Origin of the sequence: Vreelandella nigrificans, assembly GCF_002374315.1 — a bacterium.
Classification (GTDB): Bacteria; Pseudomonadota; Gammaproteobacteria; order Pseudomonadales; family Halomonadaceae; genus Vreelandella; species Vreelandella nigrificans.
Genome location: NZ_NWUX01000002.1, coordinates 69,285 through 84,368, shown reverse-complemented (window position 1 = coordinate 84,368; position 15,084 = coordinate 69,285). Strand labels below are relative to the sequence as shown.

Genomic DNA, 15,084 nt, shown 5'->3' with positions numbered 1-15,084 from the left:
TGACAGCCTATCTATTCTTAGCAATACTTTAACGGTAACGTAGCTGCACACCTGCCTGCCCTTGGACATCGCGAAGTGCCAGCAGTAAGTCATCGCTGGGGGCTACCTTCCACTCATCTGCTAGCTCCAGCCAAGCCACCGCGTCAGGATGGCGGTATTGCAAACGTACGGGCAGGCCCGCTTCATCTCGGTAGGGAGTAAGGCTATCACGCAGACTCTCCACCAAACGGCCATTAATCTGCCCAGCATCCAGCGCCAGCTCAACCGCCTGCCCGTAACGTATTCGCGCAGTGACCATAGGAGTTACGTCTTTGCCACGCAGGCGCAAGCCACCAGAGAAGTCGTCGTTTGAAACCTCCCCCTCAACAATGATCACCTGGTCAGACTCGATCTGGCCACGCAGTTGCTCAAACACGTCGCCAAACAACGAGGCTTCAATCCGCCCCGTGCGATCATCCAGAGTGATAAACGCCATGGTATCACCACGCTTGGACTTCATAGTACGCATGGCCACCACTAGCCCTGCCACCCGTTGCGGCTCACGGGAGGGTTTTAAATCGCTAATACGTGTCGAAACAAAACGCTTTAGTTCTCGCTCATACTCATCAATGGGGTGACCGGTTAGGTAGAGCCCCAGAGTGTCTTTTTCCCCAGAAAGCCGCTCACGATCGGTCCATTCACGCGCATGGCGATACTCGGCATAAGCGTCGCTCTCTTCCTCTTCTGCAGCAAAAGCATCGCCGAACATATCCAGCATACCCAGATTCTGATTGGCATGGTTCTGGGCAGCGGCTTTCAGGGCGTCTTCCATGGCAGCAGCTAGCACCGCCCTGTTCGGCCCTAATGTATCCAGTGCGCCCGAGCGAATCAGTGCTTCCAGAGTGCGCTTATTCATCCGCTTGGGGTCGAGGCGGCGACAAAAATCAAACAGATCCTTGAATGGGCCGTCCGCACTACGGGCTTCCACAATGGCGCCAATCGGACCCTCGCCAACACCACGAATCGCGCCTAAGCCGTACACCACGCGGCCTTCGGTATCCACGGTAAACTTGTAGCCACCGACGTTGACATCCGGTGGTGTCACGGTGAGCTTAAGGTTGCGGCACTCCTCAATTAGCGGCACCACTTTATCTAAGTTGTCCATTTCCGTGGACATTACCGCGGCCATAAACGGCCCTGGATAGTGGGCCTTCAGCCAAGCGGTTTGATACGACACAAGAGCGTAGGCAGCGGAGTGCGATTTGTTAAAGCCGTAACCAGCGAACTTCTCCACCAGATCGAAGATATTACCCGCCAAATCCTTCTCGATGCCATTGGCGGCACAACCTTCCATAAAGCCCGAGCGCTGTTTGGCCATCTCTTCAGGCTTTTTCTTACCCATGGCACGGCGTAGCATGTCCGCTTGCCCCAGGGTGTAGCCAGCCATTACCTGGGCGATCTGCATTACCTGCTCTTGGTACAGAATGATGCCGTAGGTGGGGCTTAGTACCGGCTTCAATAACTCGTGCTGATAATCCGGGTGTGGGTAAGAGACTTCCGCACGGCCATGCTTACGGTTGATAAAGTCATCTACCATGCCCGACTGCAGCGGCCCAGGTCGAAACAGGGCCACCAGGGCGATCATATCGTCTAGCGAGTCGGGCAGCAGGCGCTTAATCAGCTCTTTCATACCGCGGGATTCAAGCTGGAACACAGCGGTGGTTTCCGCCCGCTTGAGCATCTCGAAGGTTTTACTATCGTCCAGAGGAATGGCGTCGATGTTGAGCGCCCCCTGGCCATTGGCACTACGCACCTTATCGACCATTTTTAGTGCCCAGTCGATAATCGTTAGCGTACGCAGGCCAAGGAAGTCGAACTTCACCAGCCCGGCTTCCTCAATGTCGTTTTTATCAAACTGAACCACTAGGCCTGAGCCATCTTCATCACACAATAGCGGTGAAAAATCGGTCAGTTTGGTGGGCGCAATCACCACGCCCCCAGCATGCTTACCGGTGCCTCGAGTAGTGCCCTCAAGCTTGAGGGCCATCTCCCAGATCTCTTCAGCCTCTTCGTCGTTACCGATAAACTCTTTCAGAGCAGGCTCTTGCTCAATCGCTTTAGCAAGGGTCATGCCCACTTCAAAAGGAATCAGCTTGGAGAGCTTATCGCCCAACGAATAGGGTCGGCCTTGGGCACGAGCTACGTCACGCACTACCGCCTTGGCGGCCATGGTGCCAAAAGTGACAATCTGGGATACCGCGTTGCGGCCATAACGGTCGGCCACATACTCGATCACTTTATCGCGTTTCTCCATGCAGAAGTCGACGTCGAAGTCGGGCATGGAGACACGCTCAGGGTTAAGAAAGCGTTCGAACAGCAGGTCGTAGCCAATCGGGTCCAAATCGGTGATTTTTTGTGCATAAGCCACCAATGAACCGGCACCCGAACCCCGCCCCGGCCCTACAGGCACGTTGTTATCTTTAGCCCACTGGATAAAGTCCATTACGATCAGGAAGTAGCCAGGGAACCCCATCTGGATAATAACGTTGAGCTCGAAATCCAGCCGCTCGCGGTAACGCTGATCAATCGCCTTATATTCGTCGCTGTCGCGGGGATAACGTTCAGCGGGGAATAGAAAGTCGAGTCGATCTGTTAAGCCATCGTGGGAAACCTTACGGAAAAATTCATCCTGGGTCATGCCTTCGGGAATTTCGAATTCAGGCAGGAAGATTTCACCTAAACGCACGTCGACACTACACCGCTGCGCAATCATCACACTGTTTTCAAGCGCTTCGGGAATATCAGCGAAGAGTGCAGCCATCTCTTCAGGGCTTTTAAGGTACTGCTCTTCAGTGTAGCGACGTTCACGGCGGGGGTCGTCCAACGCCTTACCTTCACCAATCGCCACGCGGGTTTCGTGGGCCCAAAAGTCGTCACGCTCCAAAAAGCGCACATCATTGGTTGCCACCACCGGAGTGCCTGTTTCAATGGCCAGTTTAACGCTGGCATGCACGCAGTCCTCTTCCAGTGGGCGTCCCGTGCGAACTAACTCTAAATAAAAACGTTCAGGAAACGCTGCCTGCCACTCCTCAAGCAGCACACGTGCTTCACGCTCATGGTCAGACAGTAAGTGACGGCCAATCTCGCCGTCTCGCGCACCGGAAAGCGCAATCAAGCCATCACTCTGTTCCAGCACCCACTGCTTCTCGAGTATAGCGCGACCTTGGCGCTGACCATGGGTCCAGCCTTTTGAGATCAGTTCGGTAAGGTTACGGTAGCCAACGTCGTTCATCGCTAACAGCGTAATGCGGTACGGGTGAGCGTCATCGTGCGGATTATGCAGCCACAAGTCGCTGCCAATAATGGGTTTAAGTCCCGCACCCTGGGCGGCTTTGTAAAACTTTACCAGACCAAACAGATTTGCCTCGTCGGTTAGCGCAAGCGCTGGCATCCCACGCTCTGCGGTGGTACTGACCAGCGACTTGATTTTAACCAAGCCATCGACCAGGGAGTATTCACTGTGCAAACGTAGATGAACGAACGGAACCGTCATGGGACTCTCAGCAAAATTGCTAGGCAAATAAAAATAGTAAAGCTTACAGCAGCGCTAACTGACGCTGTACAGGCGCAAAACTGCGGCGATGCTCGGCAAGCGGGCCATGGGCGACCAGTGCGGCCAAGTGCTCTTTCGTTGGATAGCCCTTATGGCGGGCGAAACCATACTCAGGATAGCGCATATCCAGTGCCACCATCTGTGCGTCTCGAGCAACTTTAGCCAAAATAGACGCTGCGGCAATGGCCGGGTGGCGTGCATCCCCTTTCACCACAGCCTGCCCAGGCAGTGGATGCCCTGGCATCCGGTTGCCATCTACCAGTAGGTAGTGCGCCTCTGGAGCCAATGCATCAATGGCGCGGCACATGGCCAGATGAGTAGCATGATAAATATTGAGCTGATCGACCTCAGCAGCACTCGCCTCGGCCACAGCAAACGCCAACGCTCGCTCACGTATCTGCACATCTAGTGCTTCTCGTTTACGGGCAGTGAGCTTTTTGGAGTCTGTAAGGCCCTCAATAGGCCGCGAAGGGTCAAGAATCACAGCCGCAGCAACGACACTTCCAATAAGCGGTCCACGGCCTACTTCGTCAACGCCAGCCAAGCGATTACCCTGATAGTCAATCACTAGCGCTGGATAATCAGTGGATTTAACGGCCATGCCCACTCCCTTCACTGGAGGCGCTCTCTTGACCATCCAGCTTGCTATTACTATCCAGCGAGTCACCAACTACCAGGGCAGTAATTGCCTGGGCGGCGCGCTGGCTGGCATTGCGTTGTAGAGTTTGGTGCATGGTAGCAAAGCGTGCTTCTAGCGCATGCCGCGTCTCATCATCGCCCAACAGTTGATCAAGCTGATCAGCAATTGCTTGTGGCGTTGCGGAGTGCTGAATTAGCTCAGGCACCAAACTCTCTTGAGCGATCAGGTTGGGTAGGGAAATCCACTGGGTTTTCACTAACCGCTTGGCTAGCCAGTGGGTAGCAGGAGCCATTTTGTAGGCCACCAGCATGGCGCGATGGCAGAGCATCGCTTCAAGAGCGGCAGTACCCGAAGCAAGCAGTACCGCATCACTGGCTACCATGGCCTCACGGGCTTGGCCTTCCAGCAGCGTTACGCGTTCGCTTAATGCAGGGTAATCAGCCAGTAGTTGGTTGATCTCTTGATAGCGCTGGTGAGTGGCCGCCGGAATCACCACATGCAACAAAGGATAGCGATGGCAGAGCAGTTCGGCAGCGCGTAAAAACGTATCGCCCAAAAAGCGTATTTCGTTGCCCCGCGAGCCAGGCAATAGCGCCACAACAGGTGCCTGCGAAGGCAGGCCCAGTGCTTGGCGCGCGCCTTCACGATCGTTCTCAAGGGGTAGTTCATCAGCCAACGGGTGACCCACAAAGGCCACTGGAACGAGATGGGAATGGTAAAAGTCTGCTTCAAAGGGCAGTAGCGTTAGCATGCCATTAACAGCTTTGGCGACCTTTTTGACCCGCCCCTGCCGCCATGCCCACACCGAGGGGCTAACATAGTGGGCAGTTTTAAGCCCTGCATCACGCAGCTGTTTTTCCAGGCCAATATTGAAGTCGGGAGCATCAATACCAATCATGATATCGGGCTGCCAAGCGATTGCCTCTTCACGGAGCGTACGGCGCACGCGAATCAGCTCAGGCAGATGCTTTACAACCTCAACCAAGCCCATCACCGATAGGGTTTCAAGGGGAAAGCGACTAGTCAGCCCTTGGGCTTCCATGCGTGGTCCACCCATCCCACGGAACTCCACCTCTGGGTGGCGGGCGCGAAGCTCTAACATAAGTCCAGCACCTAAAATATCGCCGGAGAGCTCGCCTGCCACAAGGTATACGCGTTGCAGTGTCATAGTGACGGGAAAACCGGTTGGGTGTGAGTTGTTAGCGAATAATACCGCGCGTTGAGCGCTCAATAGAGTCAGCAAAGACCGTAATTTCTGCGAAATCAAAGCGATTACGCATATCTTCAATCGCCTGCTCTACGGTCAACCCCTGACGGTACACCAACTTATAAGCGGCACTTAGCGCATTGATCGCGTCGCGGCTAAATCCTCGGCGCTTCAGGCCAACCAAGTTTAGGCCCCGAGCCTCGGCAGGGTTGCCATTAATCATCACATAAGCAGGAGTATCTTTGGTGATAATCGAGCCGCCACCCGCCATCGCATGCTCGCCAAAGTGGCAGAATTGATGTACCGCTGACAAACCACCCAAAATGGCGAAATCGCCCAGCGTGACATGGCCCGCCAGCGTTACCTGATTCGCTAAAATACAGTCATTACCAATCACACAGTCGTGGCCTACATGGACGTAGGCCATAAACAGATTGCGCGAGCCTATCGTGGTCTCACCGCGATCTTGTATGGTCCCTCGGTGGAGAGTAACGCCTTCGCGGATCACGTTATCATCGCCCATCACTAAGCGAGTCGGTTCACCTGCGTACTTTTTATCCTGGCAGTCTTCACCCACAGAAGCGAACTGAAAAATACGCGTACGCTCGCCAAGCCACGTAGGGCCTTTAACCACGACGTGGGGGCCGATCACCGAGCCGGCGCCAATCGTAACATCTGGTCCAATAACGCTAAAAGGGCCAACCTCTACATCGTCAGCAAGCTGCGCTGCAGGGTCAACCAGGGCAGTAGGATGTATCAAGCAACCTTCCTCTCGGCACAAATGATTTCCGCCTCGCAGGCTAGCTCTCCGTCCACCGTAGCACGGCAGGCAAACTTCCAGATACCGCGCTTGCCACGAATGACATTGGCTTCCAGAACTAACTGATCACCTGGCATAACGGGGCGCTTAAAGCGCACGTTATCGCTGCCGACAAGATAGTACACGTAGCCGTCAGCAGGCAGTTTATTGACCGTTTTAAAACCTAAGATACCGCATACTTGAGCAAGTGCTTCCACCACTAACACACCCGGCATTATGGGATGATGGGGAAAGTGCCCATTAAAAAACGGCTCATTAATACTAACGTTTTTGAACGCAACGATGGATTCGCCAACGGTTAGCTGCGTCACTCGATCCACCAAAAGGAACGGGTAGCGGTGCGGCAAATATTCGCGAATTTCGTTAATATCCATAACCATCGTAACGACCTCTAAAATGACAAAAGGCCTGAGATATCATCAGGCACATACCAGCACTCCTGCTGGTTAAAAGGCAGTGGATTATAACCTGCAGCGATCAAGCCTCAAGCCACTGTCTCAGAAATTCAACGATACGTCATTCTGCACGCTGATTTTTTTCCATCCTTGCAAGCCGCTTAGCAATGTCATCCAGCTGCTTGAAGCGTACTGCATTTTTTCGCCACTGCGTATTGCTCATGGCCCCTGTCCCTGAAGAGTAAACACCCGGTTCATGGATCGAGTTAGTAACAAGGCTCATCCCGGTTACCTGTACGCCATCGCAAATAGTCAGGTGGCCTGAAAGCCCTACGCCGCCGCCCAACATACAGTGCTTGCCTACCTTGGTAGAACCTGCGATACCCACGCAGCCTGCCAGTGCGCTGTGATCGCCGATGGTGACGTTATGCGCGATTTGCACTTGGCTATCAATTTTTACATCGTTGCCAATCACTGTATCGCCCAACGCACCACGATCAATACTTGAGCAACTGCCTACTTCTACGTCATCACCCATCACCACACCGCCTAGCTGGGCAATTTTATGCCACTTGGCGCCGTCGTGGGCAAAACCAAAACCGTCGCCTCCTATCACGCAGCCACTCTGCAGTATGCCGCGCTTACCAATGACAACACCGTGGCAAACAGTAACGTTGGCGTGCAGTCGAGTACTCTCACCAATCACACTATCGGCACCCACTATACTGCCAGCCCCCACTACCACACGGTCGCCAAGCACAACGCCTGTTTCAATCACCGCATGGGCCTGGATAGATACATCCACGCCTAAGGTAACACCCTCCGCAACGACCGCGGTTGGGTGAACGCCTAACACATCCCGCACTGGTAACGGATCAAACAGTTGAGATAGTTTGGCATAACCTAGATAAGGGTTTGTCATCTCCAAGCGTGGCACAGGGCAGTTTTTGCCATGCTCAGGGTGCAGTAAAACAGCGGCGGCCTTAGTAGTGGCTAAATCTTTCAAATAGGCACGATTGGCGAGGAACGCCACTTGGTCCGGAGCAGCTTCTTTGAGCGTTGCCAGACCACGAATCGGCTGGTTGGCGTCGCCCTCGAATGCTACATCCAAGTGACGTGCGATATCCGCTAGGGTGAGGTCGTGAGAAGCGTGCGTCATGGTAGCCCAAGAAACATTGGTGCGCGCATGCGCGCACCAGCAGTCATTAAATTAGTTCAGCGAATCGAAAATCTGGGTGACTTCGTTAGTCACGTTGGGCAGATCTGTCGATGAATGCAATACACCCTGTGGCTCTACTAGCACATCAATATTGTGGCGTTGCAGAACCTGCTCAACGGCGCGTTCAAGTTTAGGCTCAGCGCCTTCTAAAAACTGCTGCTCGGAACGTTGCTGAGCTTGCATCACTTCGCGACGCAGTTGTTCGAAACGGCCACCCTTCTCTTGTAGCTCAGCAATCAGCGAATCTCGCTGGGACTGCGACATTGTCTCGCCTTCCCGCTGCAGGCGCTCTTGCAACTGCTGTAATTCGTTACCTAGTGATTGGGCTTCGCGCTGCTGGCCACCAATTTGGCTTTCCAGCTGGCTAAGGGAAGACTGAGCGGACTGGGTATTCATCAGCGCAGCGCGCCAATCGAGTACTGCCACTTCAGCCGCATGGGCGGGTAATACTACCGCACCCATCAGGCACACAGCTGCTGCCAATTTACGCATCGTTATAACTCCTTATATTAGAACGTTTGACCCAGCGAGAACTGGAAGAACTGAGTGTCATCTCCGCTTTCACTGTTTAGCGGCTCGGCAATACTAAAGGTCAGCGGACCAACCGGTGTCAACCAGGATAGGCCAATACCCACACTGTAGCGCAGGTCGCCAAGGTCAACGCCTGAGCTACACTGTTGGCGCCCGGCATCTTCCTCCAGTACGTCGTAGCAGGAGCTTAAGAAGGTATTACCTGCGTCCACAAATAGCGATGTTTGTACCGAGCGCTGGTTTTCAACAAATGGCAGCGGGAAAAGGACTTCAGCACTACCTTGGATCAGAACGTTACCGCCGAGAGTGCGGTCACGACCACCTTCCCGGGCAGGTGTTGTACGCTGTCCCAACGTGTTTGAGGTAAAGCCACGTACAGAGCCTAAACCACCCGCATAGAAGTTCTCATAGAAGGGGTAAGGATCGTTGCTACCGAGTGTATCGGCATAGCCTAAATGGCCGCTAAACTTGAGCGCCCACGTTTGGTCATCATTAATCGGGAATAACTGCTGGGCACGCGCCTGGAGTTTGTAGTACTCCGCATCACTTCCCGGCACACCTGTTTCCAAAGAGAGCCGTTGGTAATTACCTGCCGTGGGCATGATTCCGCGGTTCAGATTATTACGCGTCCAGCTTCCCGTTAATTTAAGGCTCTGGGCGTTTTCGCCTTGATCTTCTACGTAACGACGAATTTCTGAGGCGGTGTCAAAATAAGTTTTTACCGTTAGATCCTCAACACTGGCACCGAAGTTAAGCCGCGAAAGCTCGCTTATCGGGTAGCCGAAGTTGATACCCGCACCATAAGCATCGGTTGAGAACGTTGAGATATCAGAGTCGGCATAGTCGGTTTCACGGTAGAACACGTTATAGCCACGAGAGATGCCATCTAGCGTCCAGTACGGGTCAGTAAAGGCAAAGTTAACGCTGGTGAATGTATCACTGCGCTGCGCGCCGATATTGACGCGGTTACCTGTACCTAGGAAGTTATTTTGAGCAAGCCCAACACCATAAATCACCCCGGCGCTTTGCGAGAAACCAACGCTAGCAGAGATAGAACCAGATGGCTGTTCTTCTACGTTATAGGTCACGTCCAGCATATCTGGCTGGCCTGGCACGGGCTGGGTATCGACTTCAACTTGGCTAAAGAAGCCAAGGCGCTCAAGCCGCTGACGGGATTGCGTAATTGACTCAGTCGATGCAGGCGCCCCTTCCAGCTGAATCATTTCACGGCGCAGTACTTCGTCCTGGGTCGTGGTATTACCGAAGAACTCTATGCGTCGTACGTAAGTGCGTTGACCAGGGTTAACCGCAATTACCAGATCAACGGTCTCACCATCACCGGCCATTTCCGGAACACCCTGCACTTCCGCAAACGCAAACCCCTCAGCCCCTAAGCGCTGGCGCAGAGCTTCGGTAGAAGCATTCACCTGCCCGCGGGAGAAGGTATCGCCACTGCTGATCTCCAGCAGTTGCCGTGCGTCACTTTCACTAATTTGCAGATCACCTACAAAGCGAATATCACCAACCCGGTACTGACTACCCTCATCGACGTTCAGGGTAATGAATATTTCCGACTTTTCTGGGCCAATAGATACCTGGGTAGAGGTGACATCGAAATTCACATAGCCACGGTCCAGATAGAAAGAGCGCAACCGCTCAATATCACCGGATAGCGCTTCGCGGGAGTACTCATCCTTAGAGAACCAGCCAAACACTCGCCCAGGGCGATCATTGAGTTCAAAAACAGAACGTAGCGTGTCATCGTCAAACGCTTCATTACCCACGATATTGATCTGACGAATTTTCGCTACTTCGCCTTCATTGATATTGATGTTGACCTGAACTCGACCTTCATCAACTGTCTCAACTTCTACGTCGATACCTGCACTATAACGACCCTGAGACTGATAAACGCCCTCCAGCTCCCGCTGGATCTCCTCTAGGGTAGAGAGTTGCAGTACCTGGCCTTCGGACAAGCCCGATTGGCGTAGGCCGTTGCGCAAATCATCTTCGGAGATCTGCTGGTTACCACTAATATTCAGGCGTGCAATCGTTGGTCGCTCGACTACCTGAACGATCAGAACATCACCTTCCCGTGCTAGGGAGACGTCTTCGAACAGGCCCGTCGCGAATAGGTCACGTGCAGCAGCGGTTAGCTGTTGCTCGTTAACACGGTCATTCGCACTTACGGGAAACGCATTAAAGACCGAGGCGGCGGATACCCGCTGTAGTCCTTCCACACGAATGTCCGAAACATCAAAGGATTGTGCTTGGGCGCCGCTGGCGCCTGCCAGCAAGAGTGCCGCCATTCCAAGGGTCTTAATTTTCATGCAGTCAGTTCGCTCGCGTTGGTCTGCCTATCGTTCCAGACAGGCACCATATACATTTGTGCAGGCAGATGACAAGGCATCCTGCGCGCTACACGCGTCATTACCACAGGCGCATCAGATCGAAATAGAGAGCCATCAACATCAGGGTACCTACCATGGCAAGCCCAATGCGCAGCCCTACCGCTTGAGTTTGCTCTGAGACCGGCCGTCCACGTACGACCTCTATAAAATAATAAAGCAGGTGCCCACCATCGAGCACTGGGATTGGCAATAAATTCAGTACCGCCAGGCTGATGGAAAGATACGCTAGAAAACCAACGAATGCTTCCATACCAGCACGGGCGGAGTCACCGGAAATTTGCGCAATCGTAATCGGCCCAGATAAATTAGAGGGCGAAATTAACCCCACTAGCATTTTGCGAATCGCATCTACCGTGAGCAACGTCATCTCGCCGGTACGCGACACTGCTTGCCCAATCGCCTCCACCGGCCCATAGCGAATTTCACGCTGCAGCTCTTCAGGCCATGACACCTGTTGCACACCGGCTCCAATGTACCCGACTTCAGCACCACTCTCTAATGTATTACTACCCGGCGTCAGCGACAGCGTACCTTGCTCGTCACCGCGCTGATAGCCCACCTCTAAAGTTCGGCCTGCATTGTCACGGATCATTGCAACAAACTGCATCCAGTCCTCAACCGGCTCACCGTTAAGGGAAAGGATGCGGTCACCCGGCTGAAGCCCTGACTGAGCGGCTGCTTGACCATCTACTACTTGGCCTAGCACAGCCGGAACATCAGGTCTCCAAGGGGTAATTCCCAAGCTTTGCAGCGGCTGGGGTGGGTCTTGGCGGACCAGGTAATTACTTACTGGCAATTGGTACAACCGCGGGGTACTCGAACCTTCAGGCACCGCCTCAACGGCCAACTCACCGTTAAAGCCAATAATGGAAACCAACTTAAGATTGATCTCTTCCCATGAACGCATTGCATCGCCGTGGATTGAGGTGATTTCATCCCCATGGGAAAGCCCTGCCTGGGCAGCGGGGGAATCAGGCGTCACTTCACCCACTATAGGTGTTACCGTTGTAACACCCACCACAAACAACGCCCAGTAAGCGACAATCGCCAGTAAAAAATTTGCCAAGGGGCCAGCAGCAACGATGGCAATTCGCTGCCATACGTTTTTGCGATTAAATGCTTGGCTTAGCTGCTCCTCTGGCACTGGCGCTTCACGCTCATCAAGCATTTTCACGTAGCCGCCTAACGGTATAGCGGCTACCGCGTACTCGGTTCCATGTCGGTCCACCGTCGACCACAGCGGTTTACCAAAACCTACTGAAAAGCGCAGTACCTTAACTCCACAGCGTCTGGCCACCCAGAAGTGGCCAAATTCGTGGAAGGTCACCAGTAACCCAAGCACCACGATTACCGCTAAGATATTTTGTATCAGGCCCACACTTCGCTCCTTTATACGCTGCTCAGCGAACGGCTGATGCCTACGCGTCCTGCATATTTCATCGCTGTATTCTCAGCAACGCCTGCTCCCGCGCCCACTTATCCGCTGCTAATATTTGCTCCAGCGTATCGGCGCGCGCTTCAAACGTTAGGGCCATCACTTCAGCTACCACATCGGCTATCGAGCTGAAGCCAAGCTGTCCTTCCAAAAATGCATCGACCGCGACTTCATTCGCGGCGTTCAAAATCGCAGGGGCTGCCCCCCCCATTTTCATTGCTTCGCGGGCTAAGCGCAGGCAGGGAAAGCGGGTCTCATCCGGCGCTTCAAAATCAAGCCGTGCCACCTGGAAAATATCAAGTGTCTCAACGCCCGCATCAATACGCTCAGGCCACGCTAATCCATAAGCAATAGGCGTGCGCATATCAGGGTTACCCAACTGCGCAATCACCGAACCATCATCGTAAGCAGCCATGGAGTGGATGACGCTTTGCGGATGAACGACTACTTGAATTTGCTCTGGAGTGGCGTCGAACAGCCAGCACGCCTCGATTAGCTCTAGCCCTTTATTCATTAACGTGGCGCTGTCCACCGAGATCTTACGCCCCATTGACCAGTTAGGGTGGGCGCAGGCCTGCTCTGGCGTTACCCTGGCAATATCCTCCGCACTCCAGGTACGAAAAGGCCCCCCAGAGGCAGTCAACAGCAATTGGCGCACGCCGTGGCGCGCAAGACCACCACGATGCTGAGCAGGTAGACACTGATAGATAGCATTATGTTCAGAGTCAATCGGCAAGAGTGTTGCACCTGAGCGAGCAATGGCATCCATAAATAGCGCACCGCTCATTACTAACGCCTCTTTATTGGCAAGCAGTAGACGCTTACCCGCTTCTGCCGCTGCCAGTGCAGGTAGCAGCCCTGCCGCCCCCACAATCGCAGCCATTACCGTGTCAACTTGGGCGTCTCGCGCCACTCGACAGAGCGCCTCCGGGCCAGCTTGCACCTCAGTAGCAACTCCCGCCTTAGTTAACGCGTCATGCAGCCACTGAGCATCTACTGGGTCATTTAAGACCGCCACATGAGGCTGGTGCTTTCTACACTGTGCTAGCAAGGTTTCTTTCGACGTGTGGGCAGTCAGCGCATAAACCCGGTAACGGTCAGGATGACGCTCAATCACATCCAGAGTGCTGTTGCCTATTGAGCCAGTTGAACCTAGTACCGTTACGTACTGAAGAGTCGGCCGCTGACTCATAGCAATGGTACCTGCAATAACTGTAAGTAAAGCAAAGCAAAGATGGGAATCGCCGCCGTTAGGCTATCAATGCGATCCAGCACACCACCATGACCCGGTAACAACTGGCTAGAGTCCTTAATATTACGGTAGCGCTTAAGCATGCTTTCCAACAAATCACCCAGTACCGAAACAAACGTCACCAGGGCAGTAATAGCAATCAGCGTAGCACCGCCTGCGACGCCCAACGGCTGCCAAAAAGCAAATACCACTGCCAGCAGCACGGTTACCACTAAGCCACCAATGACACCTTCCCAGGATTTTCCTGGACTAACACGGGGAGCTAACTTGCGCTTTCCCCAGCGACGACCAGCAAAATAGGCACCAATATCAGCGCCCCAAACCAGTAACAGAACAAATAGCAGCCATACCGCACCACTATCGCGGAGAACATTGAAACCAACCCAGCATGGCAGCAGCACCCATAATCCCATCAGCAAGCGCCGAGAGGTTGACTGCCATTGCTGACCAGCCTCTGGGTAACGGATAACCCAATACAGGTTTAGCAACCACCCAGCCGCCGCAAGCCATAACGGCCAAACGGCAAATGCCGCGCCGCTCAGCCACATAACGAGCATTAGCAGCGCCAACACAGCCACCCATTGTAAGCGCGAGCGCTGTTGGGTAACTCCAGCCAAATTCGTCCACTCCCACGCACCTAACAGCACAATAAGTGCTGCAAACAGCGCAAAGGCGCCACCATGTAATCCGAACAGGCCGATCAGCGTCAGGGGAGCTAACCAGGCTGCGGTGATAATCCGCTGTTTAAGCACCTTGCGCCTCTATTTGTTCGTCAGTCATGCCAAAGCGGCGGCGGCGCTGGCAAAAGTCATCCAGCGCTTTATCGAACGCCACTGCATCAAAATCAGGCCACAGCAGGGGGGAAAAATGAAGCTCTGCGTAGGCTAACTGCCACAGCATAAAGTTGGAGAGACGCTGCTCTCCACTGGTGCGAATACATAAATCCACCGGCGGTACTTGGTGGGTGTTCATCGCCACATCAAAGCGCGCTTCATCGATATCTGCTGCAACCAACTCCCCGGCGGCAACCTGCTCAGCCAACTGCTTTGCTGCGCGGGTAATATCCCACTGGCCACCATAGTTGGCAGCAATCACCAAGTGCATCCCCGTGTTAGCAGCGGTCAGCGCTTCAGCGCGCTGAATATGCTTCTGGATAGCATTGGAGAAGCCACGCTGCTCACCAATAATAGAAAGGCGAACATTACGCTCGTTGAGCTTTTTAACTTCTCGCTTAAGAGCCATCAAAAAAAGCTCCATAAGCGCATTCACTTCCGCCGCAGGGCGCTTCCAGTTTTCACTTGAAAACGCAAATAAGCTTAATGTTTTTACGCCACGCTCGGCAGCGCGCTGTATCACCGTTCTCACGGCCTCAACGCCAGCACGATGCCCGCGCACGCCGGAAAGCCCTCGGGCACGCGCCCAGCGGTTATTGCCATCCATTATGATAGCAACATGCAGCGGCAACGACTCCTCGGAGTGAGAAGGCGCCGCACCGCCCGTCTGCTCTTCAGGAAGCTGCGGTGACGTCATGGTTTCTCGCACCAAAGATCAGTCATAATAAAGCCAAACAATGGCCCAGCGG

The 15,084-nt window shown here is 53.8% G+C and carries 12 protein-coding genes; all 12 read right to left on the bottom strand.

Annotated elements, in window-relative coordinates:
• Positions 1 to 28: 28 nt before the first annotated feature.
• The gene (gene dnaE, locus CPA45_RS03565; RefSeq protein WP_096650272.1) at positions 29 to 3,532 is read right to left on the bottom strand and encodes a DNA polymerase III subunit alpha; all 3,504 of its coding nucleotides are present in this window, start codon (positions 3,530 to 3,532) and stop codon (positions 29 to 31) included.
• Between the two features lie 43 nt (positions 3,533 to 3,575).
• Positions 3,576 to 4,193 (bottom strand): ribonuclease HII, encoded by a 618-nt coding sequence (gene rnhB, locus CPA45_RS03560; protein WP_096650271.1) that lies wholly within the window; start codon positions 4,191 to 4,193, stop codon positions 3,576 to 3,578.
• Complete coding sequence (gene lpxB / locus CPA45_RS03555; RefSeq protein ID WP_096650270.1) at positions 4,183 to 5,400, bottom strand: lipid-A-disaccharide synthase; 1,218 nt, start codon at positions 5,398 to 5,400, stop codon at positions 4,183 to 4,185. Before lpxB ends, rnhB begins: the two co-directional genes overlap by 11 nt.
• Positions 5,401 to 5,431: 31 nt before the next feature.
• On the bottom strand, positions 5,432 to 6,199 hold the full coding sequence (gene lpxA / locus CPA45_RS03550) for an acyl-ACP--UDP-N-acetylglucosamine O-acyltransferase (protein WP_096650269.1): 768 nt from the start codon (positions 6,197 to 6,199) through the stop codon (positions 5,432 to 5,434).
• On the bottom strand, positions 6,196 to 6,639 hold the full coding sequence (fabZ, locus tag CPA45_RS03545; protein WP_078090340.1) for a 3-hydroxyacyl-ACP dehydratase FabZ: 444 nt from the start codon (positions 6,637 to 6,639) through the stop codon (positions 6,196 to 6,198). The genes lpxA and fabZ overlap by 4 nt, the downstream gene beginning before the upstream one ends.
• A gap of 136 nt (positions 6,640 to 6,775) precedes the next feature.
• Positions 6,776 to 7,813 carry a UDP-3-O-(3-hydroxymyristoyl)glucosamine N-acyltransferase gene (lpxD, locus tag CPA45_RS03540; protein ID WP_096650268.1) on the bottom strand — a complete coding sequence of 346 codons (1,038 nt, stop codon included), beginning with the start codon at positions 7,811 to 7,813 and terminating at the stop codon, positions 6,776 to 6,778.
• Between the two features lie 51 nt (positions 7,814 to 7,864).
• Positions 7,865 to 8,365 carry an OmpH/Skp family outer membrane protein gene (locus tag CPA45_RS03535; RefSeq protein ID WP_096650267.1) on the bottom strand — a complete coding sequence of 167 codons (501 nt, stop codon included), beginning with the start codon at positions 8,363 to 8,365 and terminating at the stop codon, positions 7,865 to 7,867.
• Between the two features lie 17 nt (positions 8,366 to 8,382).
• Positions 8,383 to 10,734: an outer membrane protein assembly factor BamA gene (gene bamA / locus CPA45_RS03530; protein ID WP_422821998.1), complete on the bottom strand. Its 2,352-nt coding sequence runs from the start codon at positions 10,732 to 10,734 to the stop codon at positions 8,383 to 8,385.
• 100 nt (positions 10,735 to 10,834) lie between these two features.
• Complete coding sequence (rseP, locus tag CPA45_RS03525) at positions 10,835 to 12,193, bottom strand: RIP metalloprotease RseP (protein WP_096650266.1); 1,359 nt, start codon at positions 12,191 to 12,193, stop codon at positions 10,835 to 10,837.
• Positions 12,194 to 12,251: 58 nt separating this feature from the next.
• A complete protein-coding gene (ispC, locus tag CPA45_RS03520; protein WP_096650265.1) occupies positions 12,252 to 13,442 on the bottom strand; it encodes a 1-deoxy-D-xylulose-5-phosphate reductoisomerase in 1,191 nt (396 codons plus the stop codon).
• Positions 13,439 to 14,254: a phosphatidate cytidylyltransferase gene (locus tag CPA45_RS03515; RefSeq protein WP_096650264.1), complete on the bottom strand. Its 816-nt coding sequence runs from the start codon at positions 14,252 to 14,254 to the stop codon at positions 13,439 to 13,441. The genes ispC and CPA45_RS03515 overlap by 4 nt, the downstream gene beginning before the upstream one ends.
• Positions 14,247 to 15,032 carry a polyprenyl diphosphate synthase gene (gene uppS, locus CPA45_RS03510; RefSeq protein ID WP_096650263.1) on the bottom strand — a complete coding sequence of 262 codons (786 nt, stop codon included), beginning with the start codon at positions 15,030 to 15,032 and terminating at the stop codon, positions 14,247 to 14,249. The genes CPA45_RS03515 and uppS overlap by 8 nt, the downstream gene beginning before the upstream one ends.
• Positions 15,033 to 15,084: the final 52 nt, after the last annotated feature.